General features: G+C 42.2%; 19 protein-coding genes. 1 reads left to right on the top strand and 18 read right to left on the bottom strand.

What is annotated here, in order from left to right; all coding sequences use genetic code 11:
- Positions 1 to 29 precede the first annotated feature (29 nt).
- The 12 genes from G7Y42_RS09040 to G7Y42_RS08985 all read right to left on the bottom strand — a co-directional run bounded on the left by G7Y42_RS09040 (position 30) and on the right by G7Y42_RS08985 (position 16,028).
- Positions 30 to 896: a GRP family sugar transporter gene (locus tag G7Y42_RS09040; RefSeq protein ID WP_165038097.1), complete on the bottom strand. Its 867-nt coding sequence runs from the start codon at positions 894 to 896 to the stop codon at positions 30 to 32.
- Positions 897 to 984: 88 nt separating this feature from the next.
- Positions 985 to 2,010, bottom strand: a complete 1,026-nt coding sequence (locus G7Y42_RS09035) for a sensor histidine kinase (RefSeq protein ID WP_165038095.1) — start codon at positions 2,008 to 2,010, stop codon at positions 985 to 987.
- A gap of 17 nt (positions 2,011 to 2,027) precedes the next feature.
- On the bottom strand, positions 2,028 to 2,702 hold the full coding sequence (locus tag G7Y42_RS09030; protein WP_165038093.1) for a response regulator transcription factor: 675 nt from the start codon (positions 2,700 to 2,702) through the stop codon (positions 2,028 to 2,030).
- A gap of 184 nt (positions 2,703 to 2,886) precedes the next feature.
- The gene (locus G7Y42_RS09025) at positions 2,887 to 3,789 is read right to left on the bottom strand and encodes a class C sortase (protein ID WP_165038091.1); all 903 of its coding nucleotides are present in this window, start codon (positions 3,787 to 3,789) and stop codon (positions 2,887 to 2,889) included.
- A 70-nt stretch (positions 3,790 to 3,859) separates the two neighbouring features.
- Positions 3,860 to 5,578, bottom strand: a complete 1,719-nt coding sequence (locus G7Y42_RS09020; protein ID WP_165038089.1) for a SpaH/EbpB family LPXTG-anchored major pilin — start codon at positions 5,576 to 5,578, stop codon at positions 3,860 to 3,862.
- Entirely contained in the window at positions 5,571 to 6,911 is a 1,341-nt protein-coding gene (locus G7Y42_RS09015) for a pilin N-terminal domain-containing protein (RefSeq protein WP_165038087.1), read from the bottom strand. The genes G7Y42_RS09020 and G7Y42_RS09015 overlap by 8 nt, the downstream gene beginning before the upstream one ends.
- Positions 6,911 to 11,428: a SpaA isopeptide-forming pilin-related protein gene (locus G7Y42_RS09010; RefSeq protein WP_165038085.1), complete on the bottom strand. Its 4,518-nt coding sequence runs from the start codon at positions 11,426 to 11,428 to the stop codon at positions 6,911 to 6,913. Before G7Y42_RS09010 ends, G7Y42_RS09015 begins: the two co-directional genes overlap by 1 nt.
- A gap of 319 nt (positions 11,429 to 11,747) precedes the next feature.
- Positions 11,748 to 12,266, bottom strand: a complete 519-nt coding sequence (locus G7Y42_RS09005; RefSeq protein WP_165005510.1) for a phosphatase PAP2 family protein — start codon at positions 12,264 to 12,266, stop codon at positions 11,748 to 11,750.
- A 21-nt stretch (positions 12,267 to 12,287) separates the two neighbouring features.
- Positions 12,288 to 12,893, bottom strand: a complete 606-nt coding sequence (locus G7Y42_RS09000; RefSeq protein WP_165038083.1) for a DUF624 domain-containing protein — start codon at positions 12,891 to 12,893, stop codon at positions 12,288 to 12,290.
- Positions 12,890 to 13,744 (bottom strand): carbohydrate ABC transporter permease, encoded by an 855-nt coding sequence (locus G7Y42_RS08995; protein WP_165038081.1) that lies wholly within the window; start codon positions 13,742 to 13,744, stop codon positions 12,890 to 12,892. Before G7Y42_RS08995 ends, G7Y42_RS09000 begins: the two co-directional genes overlap by 4 nt.
- Entirely contained in the window at positions 13,741 to 14,652 is a 912-nt protein-coding gene (locus tag G7Y42_RS08990) for a sugar ABC transporter permease (RefSeq protein ID WP_165038079.1), read from the bottom strand. Before G7Y42_RS08990 ends, G7Y42_RS08995 begins: the two co-directional genes overlap by 4 nt.
- A 41-nt stretch (positions 14,653 to 14,693) precedes the next feature.
- Positions 14,694 to 16,028 carry an ABC transporter substrate-binding protein gene (locus tag G7Y42_RS08985; protein WP_165038077.1) on the bottom strand — a complete coding sequence of 445 codons (1,335 nt, stop codon included), beginning with the start codon at positions 16,026 to 16,028 and terminating at the stop codon, positions 14,694 to 14,696.
- 204 nt (positions 16,029 to 16,232) lie between these two features.
- Between G7Y42_RS08985 and G7Y42_RS08980 the strand changes: the two genes are divergently transcribed.
- Positions 16,233 to 17,057 (top strand): manganese catalase family protein, encoded by an 825-nt coding sequence (locus G7Y42_RS08980; protein ID WP_165005505.1) that lies wholly within the window; start codon positions 16,233 to 16,235, stop codon positions 17,055 to 17,057.
- A 44-nt stretch (positions 17,058 to 17,101) separates the two neighbouring features.
- Here G7Y42_RS08980 and G7Y42_RS08975 read toward each other — a convergent pair whose 3' ends face one another.
- The 6 genes from G7Y42_RS08975 to G7Y42_RS08950 all read right to left on the bottom strand — a co-directional run bounded on the left by G7Y42_RS08975 (position 17,102) and on the right by G7Y42_RS08950 (position 21,403).
- Complete coding sequence (locus G7Y42_RS08975) at positions 17,102 to 17,683, bottom strand: SOS response-associated peptidase (RefSeq protein ID WP_165038075.1); 582 nt, start codon at positions 17,681 to 17,683, stop codon at positions 17,102 to 17,104.
- Positions 17,684 to 17,843: 160 nt separating this feature from the next.
- Positions 17,844 to 18,404, bottom strand: coding sequence for a TetR/AcrR family transcriptional regulator (locus G7Y42_RS08970; protein ID WP_165038073.1), 561 nt, complete (start codon positions 18,402 to 18,404; stop codon positions 17,844 to 17,846).
- Between the two features lie 182 nt (positions 18,405 to 18,586).
- Entirely contained in the window at positions 18,587 to 19,210 is a 624-nt protein-coding gene (locus G7Y42_RS08965; protein ID WP_165038070.1) for a cysteine hydrolase, read from the bottom strand.
- A gap of 22 nt (positions 19,211 to 19,232) precedes the next feature.
- Positions 19,233 to 20,561: an FAD-dependent oxidoreductase gene (locus G7Y42_RS08960; RefSeq protein WP_165038068.1), complete on the bottom strand. Its 1,329-nt coding sequence runs from the start codon at positions 20,559 to 20,561 to the stop codon at positions 19,233 to 19,235.
- Positions 20,562 to 20,711: 150 nt separating this feature from the next.
- On the bottom strand, positions 20,712 to 21,113 hold the full coding sequence (locus tag G7Y42_RS08955; protein ID WP_165038066.1) for an organic hydroperoxide resistance protein: 402 nt from the start codon (positions 21,111 to 21,113) through the stop codon (positions 20,712 to 20,714).
- 83 nt (positions 21,114 to 21,196) lie between these two features.
- Positions 21,197 to 21,403, bottom strand: a complete 207-nt coding sequence (locus G7Y42_RS08950) for a hypothetical protein (protein WP_165038064.1) — start codon at positions 21,401 to 21,403, stop codon at positions 21,197 to 21,199.
- Positions 21,404 to 21,436 lie beyond the last annotated feature (33 nt).

Here is a 21,436-nt window from a genome sequence, read left to right as displayed (position 1 = left end):
CCTCCCCATTTTAGGTTGGAAAACAGTGATTAAACTGTTTTCATATACCCTAAAAGGATACCACCTAAAATGACTAAAAGGCAACCGACAATCACATAAACAAGTTCTTTTTTCGTTTTTCTTTCACCTAAGATGAAGATTCCGCCTAATGTAGAGATAATGATCCCCATTTGTGAAAGTGAGAAACCGACCGCTAATCCTAATGACTTCACGGTTAGAAGCATACAGATATTACCGATACCCCATAGCAATCCGCATATCATGTTTTTCCATACGAACTGATCCACTTTTACTTTGCGGAAAGCAAAGAAACTTGCACCTAAGATCATCCCGATACTTTGCGGTAAAATGATTGACATCGCATCCAAGTTTGCCCAGTTGACGATGATCGTATACACGCCGTAACCGATCGTTGAATAGATCAGTGCTCTGAAGCCCTTTCCAAAATCAAGCATTTTATTGTCTGCATTTACTTTGCCTTCATCATCTTGACGAGCTGTCAAATACGCACCGCTTACAAGAAGGATCAACGCAATAATACCGTATACATAATCTTTCGTTTGTGTCCATTCCTGGAAGAAAACCGCGCCCGCAATCGTATTCAAAATTAATTGAAAACCAGTAGAAAGAGGCAATCCGACAGACACACCCATGAATTTCATCCCATGGAATTGACCATTTTGACCGACACTCCATGCTAAACCAGATAAAAACCCGATCAGAAAGATCCAAGGGGTGATCGCTGGGTTCACCACGAAAAAGACAACGAGAGAAAACAGGAAGGCACCGATCGTCATTCCTAATGTTTGCTGATTGGCATCGCCACCAATTTTCCCACTTACTAAACCTATACTACCCCATGCTAACATAGGGACCAATGCTATTAAAATTTCCATAACCAATCTCCTTTTATTTCACATGATAAGAAACTTATCAGGGAAAACGTTAACAACACAAGTAATTTTTTTCGTTTCTAACGATTTTCTAACGTTTCTCATTGTAGAAATTTAAGATTGGGAAAAATAAAGTCATTGTCGTCCCTTTTCCTTCGACTGATTCCACCGTTAAATGGATGCCCAGTTTTTCTGCAAGATTCCTTGCCAGATAAAGCCCCAGACCGGTCGAATGCGTCTTGCTCAACCGTCCGTTGGTGCCGGTAAATCCTTTGTCAAAAATCCGCTTCACATCTTCTTCCGGGATGCCGATACCAGAATCTTTGATGGAAAACGCGACGCCCTGTGCCCCTTTTTCAATGATCATATCGATCTGACCGTTATCTGGTGTGTATTTGATTGCGTTGCTCAAAATCTGTTTGAAAATAAACCCGACCCATTTCGCATCGGTCAACACCGATACATCTTCGCCAATGATCTCATAACGAAGATTTTTTTGAATGAAATAATTCGCCTGACTGCGGATCACCGGCTGGATGATCCCTTTCAAGTCGTACTCCTGGATCAAGTAGTCTCTGGAAAAACTATCCAGACGAGCATAATACAAGACTTGTTCGACATACTCATCGATTTTGGCCAACTCGTTTTCTAAAAGTGTGTATTTCTGATCATCAATATCGAACTCGATCGACCGGACAAGCAATTCAGATGCGGCTAAAGGTACTTTTATCTCATGGACCCATGAGTCGATGTAGTCCTTTTGGTCCTGCTGGCTGCTGATCGCTTCTTGCATCACTTCCTGGTGTTCCCGGATCAGCTGATTGATATACTCTTCTATCAGCTTCTCCTCTTCGGTATGACCGCCTTCCAAGTAGTTCTGCAGCGGAGACACCTTTTGGAAACTCGCTAGTCTTCCCCACCATCTTCGTTTACTCAAATAACAGCCAACTAAGTAAAAAATCAGAAAGACCCCTTCGATCAGCATCAAATAAGCGATTGTTCCCCAGTCCACACTGATATTCGGGGCTAACCACATCACAAACACAGTTAATACGATAAAAAACAGCCATCCAAGGATCAGTGACCATTGATCTTTCATATATTTAAAGAAATTCATCTCAGCTGTTCATCCTTTCAGGGAACGATATATCCCTGTCCAACTTTTGTTTCGATATATCCATTGATGCCTGCCTGTTCGATTTTTCTGCGAAGACGATTGATATTGACCGTCAATGTGTTGTCATCGACAAAACGTTCATCATCCCACAACGCACGCAATAATTTTTCACGACTCAAGATTTTTCCGTGCTGCTTCATCAGAATGAACAAAAGCCGATATTCATTCTTGCTCAGGTCGATCACTTCGCCATTGATCTCCATGCTGCCATTGTCGACGTTCAACGTGATTCCGTTATGGCTCATCATTTCGCTCGACAGCTCTGTATAGTTGTAAGAACGGCGAAGCAGGGCATTGATTTTCGCAATCAGCACATCGATTTGGAATGGCTTTGTCACAAAGTCATCTGCCCCCATATTCATTGCCATGATCATATCCATATTGGTATTTCTACTTGATATGAAGATGATCGGTACTTTCGATACTTCACGGATTTTTTGGCACCAGTAGTACCCATCAAACACGGGCAAGTTGATATCCAGCAAAACAAGCTGCGGCTCTTCTTGCTCGAAGTCTGCGAACACTTGATTGAAATCTGTCGTGCCATAGGTTTCGAATTGCCATTTTTCAAGTTCTTCCATCATCAGCTGGCGGATAATTTCTTCATCTTCGACTATCATGATTTTTGCCATATTCATTTCTCCACCTTTCTTCTTATTACTACAATATCAAAGAAGACTTATTGAGACAAGCAGGTTCTTGTCTGGCTCTTTCTTGTCTCTGCTAGCTAAAAAGGCGTAAAATAACGGATCATTTTATATCGTTTCCAGATGTTTCTCTTTTTTCTGATAAGATAAATTATCACTTTCTTAAGAACTACTTGTTTTCTTTTAAAGAAGACTTTACCTTTTGCAACGATCTGATCTTTCGATAGATCCAATAACCGACTAGGGAGAGAACGAGCAGTGAGCCAAGCAATAACAGCAGTAAACGGAGCAGATGATGTCTTGCTGTCTGTTTGATTTGCTTGTCTGCCTGTTCCGGAAAGGGGACCCGTTTTCCTGTCACTAGCAGTCTATGGGTATTCACCGCATATGGCGTACAAGTCACTAACGTTACCAAGTCTTTTTCTTGGTCGATTTTCAGCCTGTCGATGTCATGAGGCAAAACGATTGTTTTATCGGTTACTTGGTACGCCAGTTTTCGCCCTGCGACTTCTAGGAAGAATAAATCTTCTGGTATCATTTTTTCAAGATCGGTAAATAGTTTCTTTTCGGTCAGACCGCTGTGGGCAGTGAGGACCGAATGGGTGCCTTCTCCGCCTATGGGAAAGGAGGTTCCTTGAAGCAGCGTCGCTCCCTTATCAAGCAGCAAGTCATTGGTCTCATCGAATAAGGGTAAACTGACATTGATTTTGGGGATATAGATAGCGCCGATCATGTGTTTTTCATAATAGGTCTTATCTGGGTTCTTGACATTCCTGACCGCATTCTCAAAAGGATCTTCGACTGTTCCCATTCCGGGAATCGCAGAGGATCGGGCAAGTTCCTGATTTTTTTGCTCATATTCTTTCAATTGCCTTTCGTGCGTTTTCTTTTTGTCTGCTGCTATTTTCTTCTGGTACTGCTCGATCTTTCGCTGGTCCACGTAATTGTTGATGGCATCTGCCATGAATGGATATGTAAAAATAGCTGCACCAAGAAGAAACATGGTCGCCATAAAAACCTTCAATAGAAGCGTCGTTTTTGTTCGATTGGTTTGATTGTTTTTGTTCTTCATTGTCAGCGCCTCCTGATAAAAAAAGCTGCAGCAGCATAGAATGACCTTGCTGCTGCAGCTAACAGTTTTCTTACACTTCAGATTTCATTTTTGATTTACGGTACCAAGAATAGGCACCAAGCATCAAGCTCAGCCCGATCAGTAAGAATGCCAAAATCCCATTGCCACCTGTAGAAGGAAGCCATCCTTGCCGTACGTTTGGCACTTGTGCTGCTCCTGGATACTCATAATCCACAATCACAAGTCCATCATCATAGCTACCCAATTCTACACTGAACTCTGTGAAAGCAGCGTCGCCTGTTGGCAGAACATATCCTTCTGGTGCCACGGTTTCTTTCATGAAGTATGTTCCGTAATCTAGTCCAACAACTTCGAAGTATCCTCGGTCGCCCGAGACAAATTCTGTTGCGTCTACACTATTATCGCTTACCCAAACGATTGTGATTTCTTCTGCATCAGCCCCAGACTCATAAACAGGTAAACGTGCGCCATCTTTATAGAAAACAGCATAAGCATCTTTGTCAGCGTTCCACAATTCAAATCTTGCACCAGATAGTAAGCCATTGCTTGAAGCATCATATTTTTCAAATCTTCTTCCGCCAGTCGTTACTTCTTCTGGTGGTACACGACGTTCGTTGTAGTCATACTGGTCACCTCTACCGATTTCGATCAACGCTGTATTGTTATGGAATTCGTCTGCATTGATTACTGCATTGACCTGCAAGTCATAGGTAACAGTCAAGTTTCCACCACGATGATTCCCTAATTTTGTAAGTGTTTCTGTATTCGGTATACCATCATTTTCAAGAATAATCTCCACGACAAACCCGTTTCCTACTTTCGTTACTGTATAATCAGTACCTTCTACCAGCGTTGTATCTCCTGCTTGTACAAGGAGTTCCTGATCAAAATAACTCAAACCTTCTGTTGGCGTATCTGTGATTGTGAAATGTGTGATGACTGTTGTATTGTCATCGTTGATTTCATCAATAAAGTAAGGAATTGGCGCAGTAATCGTATAAGAAACTGTTTTTCCTTTTTCCAAGTCAACATATCGGATCGTTTCAGTTTCACCATTTTCATGGCGAATCGTCACTGTTCTAACGTCTGCTTCATCTACATTCATTTCTTTAGAAGAATCTTGGATTTCATTTTTAGGATACAAGTGTACATCGTTGTTGTACGTATTCTTCCAAGTTTTTCCGTCCCATGTCTCATTTTCCATCTCCGGCATCATCACAGGCATCATGACAACCATTGGAGACGCGATTCTTGAAATATGAGCTGGTGAATATGTTTCTAAGAAGAGATAAACTTTATCTCTTAATTCTCCAGTTGTTTCAGTTACTTGTACATTTCCGAAAACAGCTTCACCATTTTCGCCAGTCGTCTGCTTATCTATACTTTCGAGACCATAAGACACGAACCATGCTGCTGTGTGATCTGATTGGATCAAGGAAATCGCATCGGCAGGTTCTAACCCATCATCATCTATGTCAGTTGTTCTAGGGTCATCTTTCAGCAAATTATAATAGACATCTGTAACATCAAACATTTCAAAATCGACACCTGGAAGATTCTCATTGCCAAAATCATCTGATATCAACCCGCTATTCGGTCGTTCTTCAGGCACAGTCGAGAATGCTTTTTTATGAAGTGTGATCGTCACTTCACTTGGTTTTTCCGTGACTTCATCAGCGTGGACTAATTTCCCATTTCCAAAACTTCCTAATCCTGCAGCAGCGAGCAACAGTGCACTCATCCCCATGGTCATCATTTTTTTATTCATTTTTCTCTCCCCGTTCTTTTTTTATTGATAAAATCGTTCCTACAACAATGATCAACCCCAACAATGAGATCATCGTTTTTGCTTCATTTGTCTGTGGAAAAAATCCGCCGCCTTTTGGCTGGTCTGTGCTGCCTTTTGGATGGTCCGTGCCGCCTTTTCCAGGCTCTTTCGGTGTATCCGGCGGAGTTTCTTTCTCCTTCGTTTCGTTATAGACTCTTGGTGTGGCTTTCTGATAGGCAGATTCTGGAACTTTCCCCGATTCCAATTCTGCCATTTCCTGACCCGCGACTGTGACGTATCTTGGCTGTCCATTTTCGTCTACCCAAGAATCAGGAACCACGACTTCGATCCTTTTGCTTGCTTCATCGATCTCATAGCCCGGAACACTTTTCAATTCTTCGAAATAGTAAGTGCCTGATGGGAGGAAGCGCTGTCCAGTGGTCACAAGTCCATTTTCGTCTGAAGTGAACTTGCTGACATTCTGATCAGTCAACGGATCATTATTTTTCGGTTTGATCCAGTTGTTTTTCAGATCATTCGCCGGTGCCATGTCCAGATAATATTTTTCTCCGTCGATCATCTGATATAGTGCGAAGACCGCACCTTCCAGCGGGTTTCCTTTTTCGTTCGTTCCTTGTTCTCTTCCGTACTTGAAGAAGTAAGGATCACGTAAATAGCCGATGTTTTTCGGGTAGATATGGATCTCTTTCAGTTCTTCTTTCTGATTTAGAGGATTCACGATAGGCAGGACTGCGGCAATCGGGATGGCCTTTTGATCCAGATCGACATTCAAACCGACTTCCGGATCGATCTTGTCTTCAAAAATCAGATATACAGCATCTCTTCCCTGACTCCTTCTCGGTGCTTGCAGTCTTGCGATCCCATCGCCTAATCCGCCAACTGTATCAGGTCCTGTCGTCACTGGAGCACCGATTTCTTGCAATCGTTCTTCAGTGATCAGTTTGCGGATATTTTCTCTGCTGGTTTCGGCAATCTGTGTGACAAACGTTTCAGATGACAACTGCTCCTCGCTCACTTTTTTCTCATAATAATCTGTCAGATCGTACACTTTGAATGTGGCACCATTCAAAGGAACTGTTTGTGACAGGATATCCGTGGTTTCCCAGTCGGACTCCGGGATTGCCAGACCATCGTTTTGATAAAACTCGAAGTTTTCATCATCATAGTCGATATCACGTATCATTCGTTTATGGAGAATAAACTCCACACTGTCTTCTGGTAGTTCTGCTGCGCGATTTTGTTGTGGAAGGAGCAGCGTCACAACAGGTAACAGCACAAGTAATTGAAGAGCAAAACACATCAGTTTTTTCATTACTTTACTCCCTCCCTCTTAAAATGCCGAAATGCCAAGACACAACCAGTGATTCCAGCAATCGCAACTAGAATTGCCGCGATAAAGAGATACAGGTGTCTTCCTGGTCCTCCTGTTGCTGGCAATGGTCTTTCCGGATCATTTCCAACTTCCAACTGGATACTGATCCGATTGTTGTCTAGTAATTCATACGTTAATTCCTGAGTCATTGCAGGATCTCCTGAATCACCACTTGGGTAGTAAGCGATCTCTGCTTTCAAACTACCCTTTTCTTTTCCAGGGATCACCTGTCCGTTATCATCTGTTTCTGCTTCTTCTCGATAACTGATGGTCATAATAAAGTGTCCTGGCAATTTCATATAGCCTTCTGGTGACTTCACTTCTTTGATCCGATACATACCTTCTGTAAGATCAAGAGCTGAAAATCGTGCAGAATCTTCTTGGTCCGGTACTAATCCATTTTCGATCAGATCATATTCGCCAGATTCGTTCTGCTTTTCAATCGAGAACTCTGCGCCTTGCAGTCTTCGATTGGTCATGCTGTCGAGTTTCAGCAGTTCCAGATCGACTGGAGCTAGTTCATCTTGCAGTGTCACTTGCAGTACGCCGTCAATGATCGCAAATCCTTCTGGCAGAACTGCGCCTTCATCTTCGATCACTTCTCCGTCAATCACGAATTTTCCTTCTTCATTCAATTCAAAACGGAAGATCTGATCAGAAAGCTGGTAACCATTCGGGGCAACAGATTCTGAGACTTCATATTCGCCGATGGACAAACGCAGTGGCTGGCTGTATTCTAAATCGATATATTTCTCTACGCCTACCGTATAAAGATAGAAGTAACCGATTCCATCTAAGCGTCTCGACTCATCTGGTTCTAACGGATTGCCAGTATATGCACGATACAGCGGGAAAGAAGAATCATTTACTTTCCGGATATCAAATCCTGCACCGTTTAAAGGATCGCCATTATGATCCAGTTTTCTTACGCTGACCTCTCGATAGTCAAAGGTATTATAAGCAGTAAACTCTACCCACAAACGCCCTTCACTATCCGTCGTATAACTCAAATAACGCCAATCCTCTACATTTACTTGTCGAATTTGTATGGTGCCTTCATCATTGTCATACAACCGCAAGATCCACTCGTCTTCGTCACTAGGGTCTTTGAACCCTTCCGGACTTTCACTCTCGATGATCCGATATTCGACATAATTTGCTTCTTCTTCAGTATCTAGATGGGTAAATGCATCTGGCTCACCGATAGGATGGACGACTTTTTCTCCATCTACAAGCAAATAATCGCCATTGTCATCGACAGTATAAAAAGTGAGTGTTCCTTTTTCTCCGCTTTTCTCGTTCTCACCAGAAATCCCTTTAGCGATCGGGTTTCCTGTCGCAACGCCTGCCCCATCTGTCTCATAAAGCTCAAACTCAGCGCCATTGATCGGCATCGTGCTATCTGCGATCAATTTGTTGATGTTCATGTGGACTGGCTTGAATTCATTTCTCATTTCCAATTTGACATACAGATCTTCGTAATCTGTTCCGTCTTCGTTGATGTTCTGCACAATAGAAAGCTTGTGATACTCTCCTTCATAATAAGAAGCTGGGTCTGTCCCTTCTGCCCCACCGACTCTTGTTCCAGAGGTGTTTTCGTCTACAAGCTCGTAGTGTCCTAGTGCTGTATCTTCGCCAGACATATATTTTTGGATCTGGAATTGATACGTGTCATCCACTAACTGATAACGTGGCGGCCCAGCGATCTCTCTGATCCAGAAAACATCACTGACAGCACCTGTTTCATCACCCAATACAGGGATCTTCGTTTCAAAGATCGCGAGTCCATCACCGGTAGTTGTACTCGTTTCAATCGGTTCCACATCCCCGATATCCAGGTCTTGGTCATATAGAGCAAATTCGATTCCTGCTAAAGGTTCCCCATTTTGCCCTGTTTTGCTTATTTGGAAATTACGATCCTTATGCTCATAACGAATAGATGAGGTCGGGAAATACATTCGACCAGATGTGATATCGTTCTCATAATCATCCAGGTTCTGGATATATGCCTGATTATTTACAGCATAGAAATTCCCGTCCTGTGCTCCACCATCAAGTTTTACCTGATACTTGATCCGGACCATTTCTCCTTCCCCTAAAGAGATTGGAGAGAATTTATAAGCCTGATTGTCACGGCCGACATAAGTTGTCGGTGTCGCTACTACTTCTGGCGGTGCTTCGCCGTGACGATTTTTATCCCATTTTTGCGGTTCTTGATACTTCAAGCCGTTTTCTCCTGGATCTAGATGATAAAACTGAATAGCAGCCTCACTTCCAGCCCCAAATGGCGAAACATTGAAGCCTGTTTCATCATAAAGTGTTGCTTGCTGGATCGTCTTCTTGAATGTTGAAGAAATGTCTTCTAAAGCAGCGATGATATCGTTTTTATTGTTTGCATCGTAATACCATGGGGTTTCCCCATCGTCTTCTAGATCAGCGATATTTTTCAATACATTCCGTCCGATCGCATCCAATCGCTGTCTTCCGGCAATACTTCCATCGATCCCTAAACCAATCGAGAAGATACTTGGCGGATTATCGTGCTGGTTTTTCAGCCAATGATGATAAGCGACTGTATTGATCGCAGCTGATTTCTCTGGTGAACTTGGACTGCCATCTGTATCATTGTTAGATGCGCCATTCCCTACCCAATGCGTAGTTTTGTTATCTCCTTCTTTTACCTCACCATAACGATACTCCGCGTTCGTTGTGTTTCCCGGACGATTGAAGTCCGACGCGTAGGTGACTGGATAAGCAAATCCTGCATTAGAAGCATTTTCAGGAAAAGTCTCAAAGTTTCTGAACAATTCGCCATTGTCTTGAGCGATTCTGTCTCCCATCACACCCCAGCTACTCCACCCCCCCGCAACACGAGTTCTTGTCTGGATCGGCGCATAACTGAATGTCGGTGTACCATCTCCTACGACGATCAGGATCTTTTCAGGATCTCTATCCTCTCCACCATTGTCTTTATACAATGTTTCATATCCGTTTTTAAGACCTAAAGTAAGCGGAGTCCCACCGATTGGCACACGATTCAATGCATTATTGTTTCCCCCTGTCAACGCATTGATGTCCCTGGTTAATTCGAAGATATCCGAACTGATTTGTTCCTGGTTATTGATCACTGTACTATTGTGATAAAAATTCACCATACCGATCCTGATATCCATACCTGGTGCAGAAAGCAGATTCTCACTGATCTCTGTCACCGCTTCGATCAGCGCAGCGTTTTTGCTTTGTCCGCCTCCTTCAAGTGTCCCCTCATTCATACTGGCAGATTTGTCCAGAACAAAAACGATATCGATCGGGCTGATTTCCTCTTTCTCGCTTCCAATCACATCCAGATAGACATTATAAAGTGTCGTTGCATCTTCAGGATGTAAGTCAGATGTCGGATTGTTAGAAAGAACTGGTTCTACCCATTTTTTGATATATGCGCCATTATAATCCAAGTAACTGTTCTCAAAAGTCCGTTCGTCTCCCCAAAGTTGAACGGTTTGAGCTGGCACATTGACATCTTCTTCAGCAGCAGTCGATCCATTGTCCACGGCATAATTATAGTTCCGCCAATTCGCGCCGCCGATCGAGTAATCGCTATCATCGATCAGATTGTCGTTATCATATGGCGAACCTTTCTCACCTTGATACGTTTCATTGCTCTGAGAAAGCCATTCTGTGTTTACCTTCGTGTAGTCATTCGTCGTGAATGTCGGATAGCGATGCTGATTATCCCCTGTTTCAGAAGGATAGACATATTCATATGGATCACGTGTAGCTGTTGGTCCAAGGCGCTCTAAAATTCCGTTAAATAATCGACGTTGGATGCGTTGAAGTGCTTGTCCTGTAGGAATAACTGGCTCTTCTGAACTCTCTTCGGTATCCTCTCGCTGATCTTCACCGGAATCTTTTGCTTCTTCCTCTGACTCAGGACTGCTTTCGGCAAGTTCTGTGTCATTTGTCTCCACTCTTTCGTCCACGACCACTTGAAGCGGAAGTTCCCCTTCTTTGACATCCTGGATCTTTTCCGTTTCAAAATGCAATGTCCCTTTTTCTGAATCCTTTGAATAAATCGTTCCGACGTACCACTCTTGGTCATCGATCGTTTCGACTTTCAGTTCCTCTCCCTCATCGTCATAGGAGGCGAGACCTGTTCCTCTTACATTCTTTACTGTCCCGATCCCAGCCGCAGCTGTATCGATGGCTAAGCGGATCCTTCCTTCGTTTGAGCTTGCTTTTTTTTCAAACTCGAGGGTCCATTCGAACGTGTCTTCTTTTTCTACGTATCTCCCTTCGATTTTCGCATACTCTTCATCCAAAAAAACTTCCGTCTCTGCACCACTGATCGTTTCCGCCGTAGCCGTCAAAGCTGTCATACTATACACAGCTTGGATGTACGGAGCGAACAACATGCTGAGAGCTGCAAACTGCAAAATTTTTGCTCTTAACCCTTTCACATTCTTATACTCCTTTCTCTAAACATCAAAAAACAACATTTCCCCAACAACAAACAAAAACAACCTCTCTCTAATTACAATTTAATCTATTTATAATTTAAAATCAAACGATATCCTAAACGCTTACAAATCAACGTTTTTATTTAAGTTTTATTAGAATTCGAATATAACATATATTATATTTCTCATTTTATTCAAAAAACAATAAGTATAAAAACGGTAAAAATAAGTTTCTAATTGCTTCTCACCACAAAAAATACACAAAAAAATGAGCAATACTGCAAAAAATGCGAGTATCACTCAATAATGAACTATTTATTCAAATAACAAGGGCGCATATCACTCCAATAACACTCCCTAAAAGCGCGCCACCGATCACATCTGTAGGATAATGAAGCAGTAAAAATATTCTGGAATAAGCGATCAGACAAGCAAATAAAAAAGCCAAAATACCGATCACCGGACTCAACTCGAACAAAGCTGCAACAGACAAAAACGCCAGTGCCGTGTGTCCAGACGGGAACGAGGAAGTCTTAGGTTTGCTCGTATATAAAATCAGACTGCGATTTTTTTCAAACGGGCGTTTTCGTCTGGTTGTTTTCTTTATGAACAGTAACCCGACAACAAAATAAATCACGCTGCCTGCCAGAATCGCAAGGCCATATTCTCTTGTTGAAGGCAAAAGAACCAAAAAAGCAGCTATGACTAGCCAGATAAACCCGCCATTCGAGATTTTGCTGATAAATTTCAAAAAATCGATCATCTGACTATCCGGTCGTCTTTTGCTCGCGATTCGATTGATGATCTTGTCATCGATTTTACTAATAAAACGCAGCATCTCATCACCTCTTCTCCAGACTTAAGCTATACGCTTTTTATTGAGAAAAAGAACTACCTGGAAATAGATCGTCACGCTCATACCCAACACAAAAAGATAAATAGGTCCCAGCCAAGAAAGAATAACTAATAGACCAATCGTACCTAAAAAATGGACCAATACAAGTTTCGGAAACCGGAACAGCTGGACAAATGCCAAGAGTGCTGTCACTTTCGAACTAGTCTCTAGCTGCAGCAGTACTTTGTAAAAGAAAACGATCACGCTCAAAAAAATAAGGATCACTGTAGCATACATCAATGACAGAGCGACCCCTCCACCCTGATAGTGGAAGATTCGGCTATCGATGAGTAAAAGCCAGAAATAAGTACTAAATAAAAGATCTTGTTTCCAATATTTTTTGAAACTATGATACCCCTCGGAAAAAAACGAAGAAAAAAGATGAAGTCCTTCTTCCTGCATTTTATACCGATAAATCACATGGATCACCGCTCTGCTCGCGCTGCCAATCGTCAAAAGCGGCAGTACAGAGACAAACCATAGAAGCTGTAAGCCTGCCAAGCGCGGAATCCACTCTATCATATCCAATACCCAGTGATTCAAACGATCTGCATGTTTCTTCCTGATCATCCTTTCGAGCCCCCTGTCAGATCCATCCCTTCAATAAAGTAGCGCTGTGCGAAAAAGAAAAGCAGGATCGTCGGCAATAAAACGAGTGTCGCACCAGCCATCAGATAATTCCATTGGGTCGTTGCCTGATTTTGGAAGACTTGCAATCCGATCTGCAACGTATATTTTTCCTGATCCTGGATGTAGAGTAATGGACCTAAAAAATCATTCCACGCTGCATTGAATGAGTTGATCGCGATTGTGATCAGCGCAGGTTTTGTCAGCGGCAACATCAAATGGCTCCAGATATACAAATGATTCGCGCCATCGATCTCAGCGGCTTCGATCAATTCATTATTGATCGACAGGTAAAACTGACGCATCAAAAAGATATTGAAGGCATTGCCGAAAAAGGAAGGAACGATCAGCGGGAGATACGTCCCCACCCAGCCGATTTTCGAAAACAGGACATATTGCGGGATCATCGTCACAAATCCTGGGATCATCATGGTCGAAAGCACCAACGCAAACATGATTTTTTTCCCTGGAAAATCTAATTTGGCGAATCCATATGCAATGAACGAATTGGACAATACATTTCCAATAACAACTAAAACTGTGATAAATAACGTATTTCTAGCATAACGCCAAAATGGAAAAGCAGCGATCGTATCAAAGTAATTCTGCCAGACGATCGTTTCAGGAAAGAAAGTAGGCGGATAACGAACGATTTCTTCCATTGGTTTCAAAGAAGTAAAGACCATCCATAACAACGGGATGATCAGCACGATCCCGATAACGGTCATCAGCAAATAACTCAACAGTTTTTTAGACTTTCGGTTGACACTTGCCTTCTTGAAATAATCGATCATTTACGCTCACCTCCTGAATAATAGACCCATCTTGGCGCAAGTTTCAAATTGACGAATGTCAGTACTAAGACGATCAAGAACAAAATCATGGACATTGCCATCGCATACCCCATATCAAAAGCTACGAACGCCTTGTTCCACATATGGAGATTGTAAAACAGCAAGGAATTGGCAGGTCCGCCTGTCCCGTTTTTCGTCATGACATACGCTTCTTGGAAAATCTGGAAGGAACCGATCGTTGAAGTAATCACATCATAGAAAATGATCGGAGTGATCAGCGGAAGCGTGATACTTTTGAATTTTCCCCAGATCCCTGCGCCATCGATCTCTGCCGATTCATACAGCGCACGAGGTACGTTTTGCAACGTGGCCAGATACAACAGCATCGCACCGCCAGAGCTCCAGATCTTCATCAAGATCAAAGCTGGCTTGGTCCATTCCGGATCGAACAGCCAAGCCGGTCCCGTGATATTGAACCACCCTAAAAAAGTATTGATCAGCCCGGCGGATGGAGAAAGCAGCTGCATCCATAAGATGTAGACTGCTACTCCAGACAAGACTGCCGGTAAATAAAAGACGGTTCGAAAAATACTGATCCCTTTCATCCGCTGATTGAGAACGACTGCTAGAAATACACTGAAAACTGTCGTCAGCGGAACATTGAAAAGAACAAAATAAACAGTGTTGTATAACGACTTCCAAAAAAGATCGTCATGCAGAAACATTCGTCTGAAATTTGCAAACCCGATAAAATTCATTTTGGAAGTCAAATTATAATCGGTAAAGCTGCCGATGACTGAAAACAGCATCGGTCCTAGCATGAATACCGTAAAGCCAATGATGAACGGCGAAATAAACAAATAGGCCCATCTGGCTTCTTTTTTCTTTCGTATCGACAAACGTTTCAAATGATACGCCTCCTTTGCAGCTGATAATTCAAAAAAACAGGTTATTTATTTTGTTTGACTAAATTTTCCACTGCTTTTTGCGCATCATCCAATCCTTCTTTCGGTGATTTTGTCCCTAAAAGGATCTGATCGATTTGCTCGTTGACCAATGTTGTGTAGTCTGGTGCATCCAATGGCACTGGTGTGATCACTGTGTTTTTGAAGTTTTCATCTGCCATTTGATAGATCATCCGGCCTTTTTCCGTCAACTGATCATTTTTGACTAGGTTCTCATTGGCTTTTTTACTTGCCATGATATCGAAACTCTTTTCACCGAATTTTTCTTGGACTTCTGGGGAAGACAAGTATTTGATGAATTCGTACGAAGCTTCTGGGTCTTTTGCCCCGTAAGGAACTTCTAACACGAAGCCTCCGCCCCAAGACCAGTGTCCGGAACCTTCTTCTTTTTCTGGAAGCTGCATCACGCCGAAATCAAAATCTTCAGGGGCATTTTCCATTAGGCTGGAATAATAATTGATGTTTTGTGCCCGCATCGCGACTAATCCCGAAATGAACGGATCAGATACTCCTGAACCAAATTCGGCTTCTAATTTATTGATAGTATTTTTCCCATAATAATCCTGCCAGTCCTGGATCCATTCTAATGCTTCTACTTTGTTTTTCGTATTGATTTTTACTTTGTCTTCTTTGTCAAACCAGCTTGTCCCATTGTCTGCGTTCAATGCCCAAACATCTGCACCTAGATTCCATAATGGATAAAAACCGATTCGAGTGAATTCTTTGTTTTCTTTTTTATCAAGCTTGCGCGCTGTTTCTTCCAGTTCTTCCCATGTGTTTGGCAGATCCTGTTCACTGATGCCAGCTTCTTTGAATAATTTCTTGTTATAAAAGATTACTTGTGTATCTGTATTGAAAGGAATCGCGTATGGATCGCCTTTGTACTCTACTGTGTCCCAAAGCTGCGGATAGAATTCTTTCGACAAATCTGCGTCCACATATTTCGACAAGTTCGTTGCCTGCTGGGCCTCTGCTCTTTGCGCGACAGAGTTGATATCTTGAACAATAACATCAGGTGGATTGCCGGCTGTTATGGCAGATAACGATTTTGTCCAAATATCTCCCCAAGGCTGATACTTGTAGTTGACATGAATCTCATTTTGCGACTGATTGAAGTCCTCGATGATTTCTTCGATCACTTCTTTTCGTGCACCTGAGCCCCAAAAAGACCAGAAATCAATATTTTTCTTCCCATCGCTTGTTTTTTCAGATGAATTAGCTGCACTTGAGCTGGCATTTGTAGCGTTGCCTGAACTACAGCCCCCTAATACCAAAAGCGCTGCACTTGCCAGCAAGCCGGTAAATAACATTTTTTTCATTTTATACCTCCAAATTTTAATGTAACCGATAACGGCTTTAATATAAAAATATCATTTTGTTCTCAAAATAACAATTTTTAAGACATATAATCTCAAAAAAAGTTGTTAAACCAACTTAAATAAATGAGCGAGCGTTTTCTTTGAATTTTTTAATCATTCGTAGGAGAATAAATGTGTATTAAAAAATGATTAGGAGGAATTTTGATGTTTAGACACCAAAAAGAATTGCAGTTTGAAGCAAAACCCGATCGTCCGAATCCGTTGATCGCCAAATATTTGCAAGAGCTTATCGGAGGCCAATATGGTGAGATGAGTGTTGCGATGCAGTATCTGTTCCAAGGATGGAGCTGCCGTGGTGAAGAAAAATACAAAGATATGCTGATGGATATTGCAACGGAAGAAATCGGCCACGTGGAAATGCTGGCGACGATGGTTGCACGTCTGTTAGAAGGCGCACCAGTAGAAGATCAAGAAGAAGCAATGAAAAAAGATCCAACAATCGGCGCGATCATTTCTGGCATGAACCCGCAGCATGCGATCGTGGCTGGCTTAGGACCTCGCCCTGCTGATAGCGTAGGCAATCCTTGGAGTGGTGCTTATATCATCGCTAGCGGTAACCTACTTGCTGACTTCAGAGCAAACTTGAACGCAGAGTCTCAAGGAAGACTCCAAGTTGCGCGAATCTATGAAATGATCGATGACCGTGGCGTGAAAGACATGCTTTCTGTCCTTCTTGCTAGAGATAGCTACCACCAAAATCAATGGGCATGTGCGGTCAAAGAATTAGAAGAAAAAGAAGGGATCCTCGTTCCAAGTACTTTCCCTCGTGAGAACGAGCGTAAAGATATCGCTTATGATTTCTATAATTTCTCAGAAGGCGATCAAAGTAGCGAAGGCTCATGGGCTAGCGGGAAAGCCTTGGATGGCGAAGGCGAATACCAATGGCTGAAAGAACCGAAAATCGAAGGTGCGGCACCTAAATTGAAACCTGTCACACCAAAAATGTACGGTACGCCTCCATTTAAATAAAAAAAAATAGAGACAGCACTCTTTTCGAGTGCTGTCTCTATTTTTTAAACTTTATCCATCACTAACTCCGGCATTTTTTCAGTCAACATCGTCCGTGCAAATCCAAGATCTGAAATCCATGGTTCGATCTGGTCGCTTTCTAAGATCAGAGGCATACGATCGTGGACAGAAGCAACAGTGCGATTCGGTGCTGTCGTCAAAATGATCGATTCTGTCACAAATCCTTCTTCTTTCCGATGGATCCGATAAAAACCGCCGACATACAAAATATCATCCTTATCCGTGAACAAAAATTTTTCTTTCTCCGTGTTCCATTCATAAAAACCGCTCATAGGGAAGACACAGCGAGTTTCAGTAAATGGCTTTCTGAATGTTTTTTTCTCCTCGACGGTTTCCGCACGAGCATTGATCATCAACTGTCCTTTTTTGAATCCTTCAAATCCCCACTTCGTACGCCCGGCAACGATCTTTTTTTCTTTGTCTGCCCCTAAAGTCACGACATGGGTTGAAGGGAACACTTCGCCAGATGCAATTTTTTCAGAAGGATCAGACTGACTCTTTTTTGCAGCTTCATAATAGTCCCGCAGTTTTTCAGATTCCAGATCAAAGAAATAACGTCCACACATCTTTACCGCCTCCTAGGATGTTCTCTACTTTTTTCTATCATACACCAATCAGAAAGAAAGTAGCGAACAAAAGGCTGTACTTAGCAGGTGATCGTTATACGCTTTGCTGAATTGACTCTTCTGATCCTCATTCGAATAAACGGTTGTTATGCCTTTCCAGTTATAAGTTCGTTCGGATCATTTGAAAATTATTTTCTAGGATAGATAGATCTTGTGTCACTTTCAATAAGAGAATACTTCCTTGTATCTCTGCGATCATCGCATTTGCTTTGATCTTCGCTTCTTCTTCTGACAACTCATGATCTGTCAGTTCCAGAAGGCGCTGTTTGATTTGTTTGGACCACTCAGATACCAATTCTAGCAGAAGTGCTCGGAAATCTTCGTCTACCACGCTCAATTCGATAATGAGGTTCCCTACAGGACAGCCGTAATAGATTTCCTGCACTTTATGACTATCGTAAATCCAGTCCAGCATTTGTTCTAGTGCTTCTCTGGCAGGGATATCAGCACTTAGGATCCCATCGAACAGCTCTGTCTGCCATTCTTCCATATGAGAACGGATCACGGCTAGACAAACCGCTTTTTTGGAATCAAAATAATAATAGAATTGACCTTTTCCTGTATCGGAAGCTGCCAAGATATCTCGGATAGAAGTTTCGTGATATCCTTTCTGGTAGATAAGATCTCTGGTTGCTGTCATGATCTTTTCTTTTGCTTTCACCTTATGAACCCCTTTTTTTGTCACCTATACTCATTGATTATATCTTAAGATTTCTTTTCTTCCAACTATTGCTAAAAAGAGCTGTGCCGATCATCTCCAACACAGCTCTGATTACTGGATCTGCTCTTTTCCCGTTTACTATCCAGAGGGTGAGCACTGATCCAAATCATTTTGTCATTCAATTATAGCTGTTCAAGTACTTGTTCAGTTGTCAGTACTTCATCAGCAATAAAACCGAAGTTCGTCAAAGCTGCGTCCATCGGTTCTTGTCCAGGAGCACCGATGGCATCTGTCGCTACTACTACATTGAAGCCATCTTCGATCAATTCACGCATATGAGAATCCACACATAGATTTGCGTTCATTCCACCCAAAATCACGGTATCGATGCCGTTTTTTCTTAGTTGGAGTGCCAGATCATTGCTTTCTGGCCCAAAGATTTTATGCGGCGAGCTGATGATTGTATTTTCATCTAGATAAGGCTTCATTTCTTCGATAAAATCTGCGCCTGAGCCTTCTACAACAGGTTCATACTGGCTATTTCTGGCAAACATCTGCTGTTCAAGCATCATGTGTTCTCCTGCGCCACCGAATTGCCATTTATGGTCATGCGGATAGAAATAATGAGGAGAGATGAAAACTTTATAGCCTTTTTCCTTTGCTTGTCGAACTAGTTCGATCATGTGTTCAATCGTATTGTATTTTTCTAAAACATCTTTTGTCAAACCGAACCCCGCACCTGCTGGTTTCAAGAATTCGATTTGTGGATCAGTTAAAACAATCGCTGTGTTGGTATTTTTAAACATGGTAAAAGCTCCATTCTTCTCTTTATTTCAATGCGTCATTCAATGCTTCGCTCATTGTCGGATGTGTATAGATCTGATCTCTCAGCAATGTATAAGGCAGATTTCCATTCATCGCCAAAGTAATCAGATTGATGACTTCCTGGGATTCTTCTGCATAGATACTTGCACCTAAGATTTTGTCTGTCTTAGGATCTACTAACACTTTGAACATCCCTTTTGGATCTTCCAGCACTTGGGCTTTAGGAACACTACTTGTCATGTATTTGAACAATTTGTATTCGACGCCTTGTGCTTTTGCTTCTTTTTCTGTCAAACCGACATTAGATAATGGCGGAGTGATGAAGACGCTATAAGGGACAGCTGGACGGTTATTTAGTGTACGTTTCGATTGTCCGTTCAACTGATCCATGATGATCCGATAATCATCCAAGGAGATATACGTGAACTGCAAGCCGCCTTTTACGTCACCGATTGCCCAAATATTCTCTGCGTCTGTTCGCAAGAATTCATCGACTACGATCACACCACGATCGGTTAGCTTCACATCAGTATTTTCAAGTCCTAGGTTTTCTGTATTTGCTTTTCGGCCAGTTGCAGCTAGTACTTTTGATGCTTTCACTGTTTTTGTTTCCCCGTTCTCAGTAAAGCTGACTTCTGCAAAATCTGCCTGATCGCTGATTTCATCTACGGAAACGCCTAAATGGAATTCGACTCCCTGATTGGTCAAATCATCTAAAATCATTTGTGCGATGTCTTCGTCTTCCCGATAAAGAAATTCAGGATGTGAGTCAAGGACGACTACTTTTGAGCCATAATGATTGAACATCGATGCAAATTCCAATCCAATATATCCTGCACCAATGATGACTAGTGTTTCTGGGAGTGCTGTCTGATCCATCGCTTGCGTTGAATCTAGCAAATAACGGCTTTCTTGCAATCCTTTGATTGGCAGGATGATTGGTTCTGATCCTGTGTTGATAAAAATACGTTCCCCTTCAACGATTGTCTTATTGCCATCTTGTGTGACTTCGATTTGGTTGTTGGAGATAAAACGCGCTGTGCCGTCCATCACTGTTCCAGTCGCTTCATCGCTGATCATATGATAATTTTTTGCCCGAAGCATTCCTGTCAGTTTTTCTTTTCGTTCCACCGCTTCTGGAAATGCCACGCCTCGCTCCCCATTGGTAATCAAAGATTTCGATGGGATGCAGGCGATGTTGATACATGTTCCGCCATACATTCTTTTAGATTTCTCGATCACTAACACTGATTCGCCTTTTGCTGCTAATGCTTTTGCTAATGTTTTCCCGCCTTTTCCGAAGCCGACAACAATATTCTGATATTTTTCCATCGCTATTCCCTCGCTTTGTTTTTTACCTACCGATTGGTACAAAAATATGATAACTCTTTTCGCGCCATCTCGCAAGTGTTTTGTCTTTTTGAAAAAAAACCAGACTAAATCGATTATCCTGCGCTTTAGTCTGGAGAGTGATTCTTATTTTTAAACAATCGTTACCTGAACGTCGATATTTCCTCTTGTTGCCTTAGAATAAGGGCAGAAATCATGCGCATCTTCTGCTAGTTTTTTCGCTTCTTCTTCGCTTACACCGTCAATATGCACTTCCAGGATCGCGCCGATCTCATACCCGCCGTCGTCAAGCGTATATAAGGAAACACGTGCTTTGACTGTGGAGTCTGCAGTAAGTCCAGCTTCTTTGATCATGTGCTGGAGCGCACCATTGAAACAAGAAGCATAGCCTGCTGCAAACAGTTGTTCCGGATTCGTTCCTTCCGCATGGATTCCTGGAGGGGTGATTTTCATGTGCATCGAACCATTTGGCGCTTCTACTTCTCCTTCACGCCCACCATGATTGATCATTGCTGTTTCGTATAATTTTTTCATTGTACTACTCCTTTCAATCATGCCTTCACTTCTGACTACATCTCCAGTGTAAGCATATTCAGCGCTTTATTCAACGATTCTGCTTACTCGAAAGCGAGTATCCCGTCCTCTACTAGCTTGCCGAAAAACAAAAATATCCCGCTTGTAAACAACAAGGTCATGTTCGTACCGAAGTAGATCGCTATTTTTTCTAAATAATCTTTGATATGGTTGATTTTAATATACATATATACCAGAAAATTGACCCCATATACTAACACAGTCAAAAAAATGACCATATTCGTCACCATTTTTTCTCCTCCTTCAGCTGACATTTCGTCAGT

The sequence above is a fragment of the Enterococcus sp. ZJ1622 genome, from assembly GCF_011038845.1.
Classification (GTDB): Bacteria; Bacillota; Bacilli; order Lactobacillales; family Enterococcaceae; genus Enterococcus_B.
Note: the sequence above shows the minus strand (reverse complement) of the source record. Positions and strands in the feature narration are given on the sequence as shown.

Excerpts from the sequence above, each read along its gene's own strand:
- G7Y42_RS08960 (WP_165038068.1), bottom strand. The coding sequence starts at position 20,561 with ATGGAAAAATATCAGAATATTGTTGTCGGCTTCGGAAAAGGCGGGAAA.
- G7Y42_RS09020 (WP_165038089.1), bottom strand. The coding sequence starts at position 5,578 with ATGAATAAAAAAATGATGACCATGGGGATGAGTGCACTGTTGCTCGCT.
- G7Y42_RS08955 (WP_165038066.1), bottom strand. The coding sequence starts at position 21,113 with ATGAAAAAATTATACGAAACAGCAATGATCAATCATGGTGGGCGTGAA.
- G7Y42_RS08975 (WP_165038075.1), bottom strand. The coding sequence starts at position 17,683 with ATGTGTGGACGTTATTTCTTTGATCTGGAATCTGAAAAACTGCGGGAC.
- G7Y42_RS09040 (WP_165038097.1), bottom strand. The coding sequence starts at position 896 with ATGGAAATTTTAATAGCATTGGTCCCTATGTTAGCATGGGGTAGTATA.
- G7Y42_RS08995 (WP_165038081.1), bottom strand. The coding sequence starts at position 13,744 with ATGATCGATTATTTCAAGAAGGCAAGTGTCAACCGAAAGTCTAAAAAA.
- G7Y42_RS08950 (WP_165038064.1), bottom strand. The coding sequence starts at position 21,403 with ATGGTGACGAATATGGTCATTTTTTTGACTGTGTTAGTATATGGGGTC.
- G7Y42_RS08965 (WP_165038070.1), bottom strand. The coding sequence starts at position 19,210 with ATGTTTAAAAATACCAACACAGCGATTGTTTTAACTGATCCACAAATC.
- G7Y42_RS09005 (WP_165005510.1), bottom strand. The coding sequence starts at position 12,266 with ATGCTGCGTTTTATTAGTAAAATCGATGACAAGATCATCAATCGAATC.
- G7Y42_RS08980 (WP_165005505.1), top strand. The coding sequence starts at position 16,233 with ATGTTTAGACACCAAAAAGAATTGCAGTTTGAAGCAAAACCCGATCGT.
- G7Y42_RS08985 (WP_165038077.1), bottom strand. The coding sequence starts at position 16,028 with ATGAAAAAAATGTTATTTACCGGCTTGCTGGCAAGTGCAGCGCTTTTG.
- G7Y42_RS09015 (WP_165038087.1), bottom strand. The coding sequence starts at position 6,911 with ATGAAAAAACTGATGTGTTTTGCTCTTCAATTACTTGTGCTGTTACCT.
- G7Y42_RS09000 (WP_165038083.1), bottom strand. The coding sequence starts at position 12,893 with ATGATCAGGAAGAAACATGCAGATCGTTTGAATCACTGGGTATTGGAT.
- G7Y42_RS09025 (WP_165038091.1), bottom strand. The coding sequence starts at position 3,789 with ATGAAGAACAAAAACAATCAAACCAATCGAACAAAAACGACGCTTCTA.
- G7Y42_RS09030 (WP_165038093.1), bottom strand. The coding sequence starts at position 2,702 with ATGGCAAAAATCATGATAGTCGAAGATGAAGAAATTATCCGCCAGCTG.
- G7Y42_RS09035 (WP_165038095.1), bottom strand. The coding sequence starts at position 2,010 with ATGAATTTCTTTAAATATATGAAAGATCAATGGTCACTGATCCTTGGA.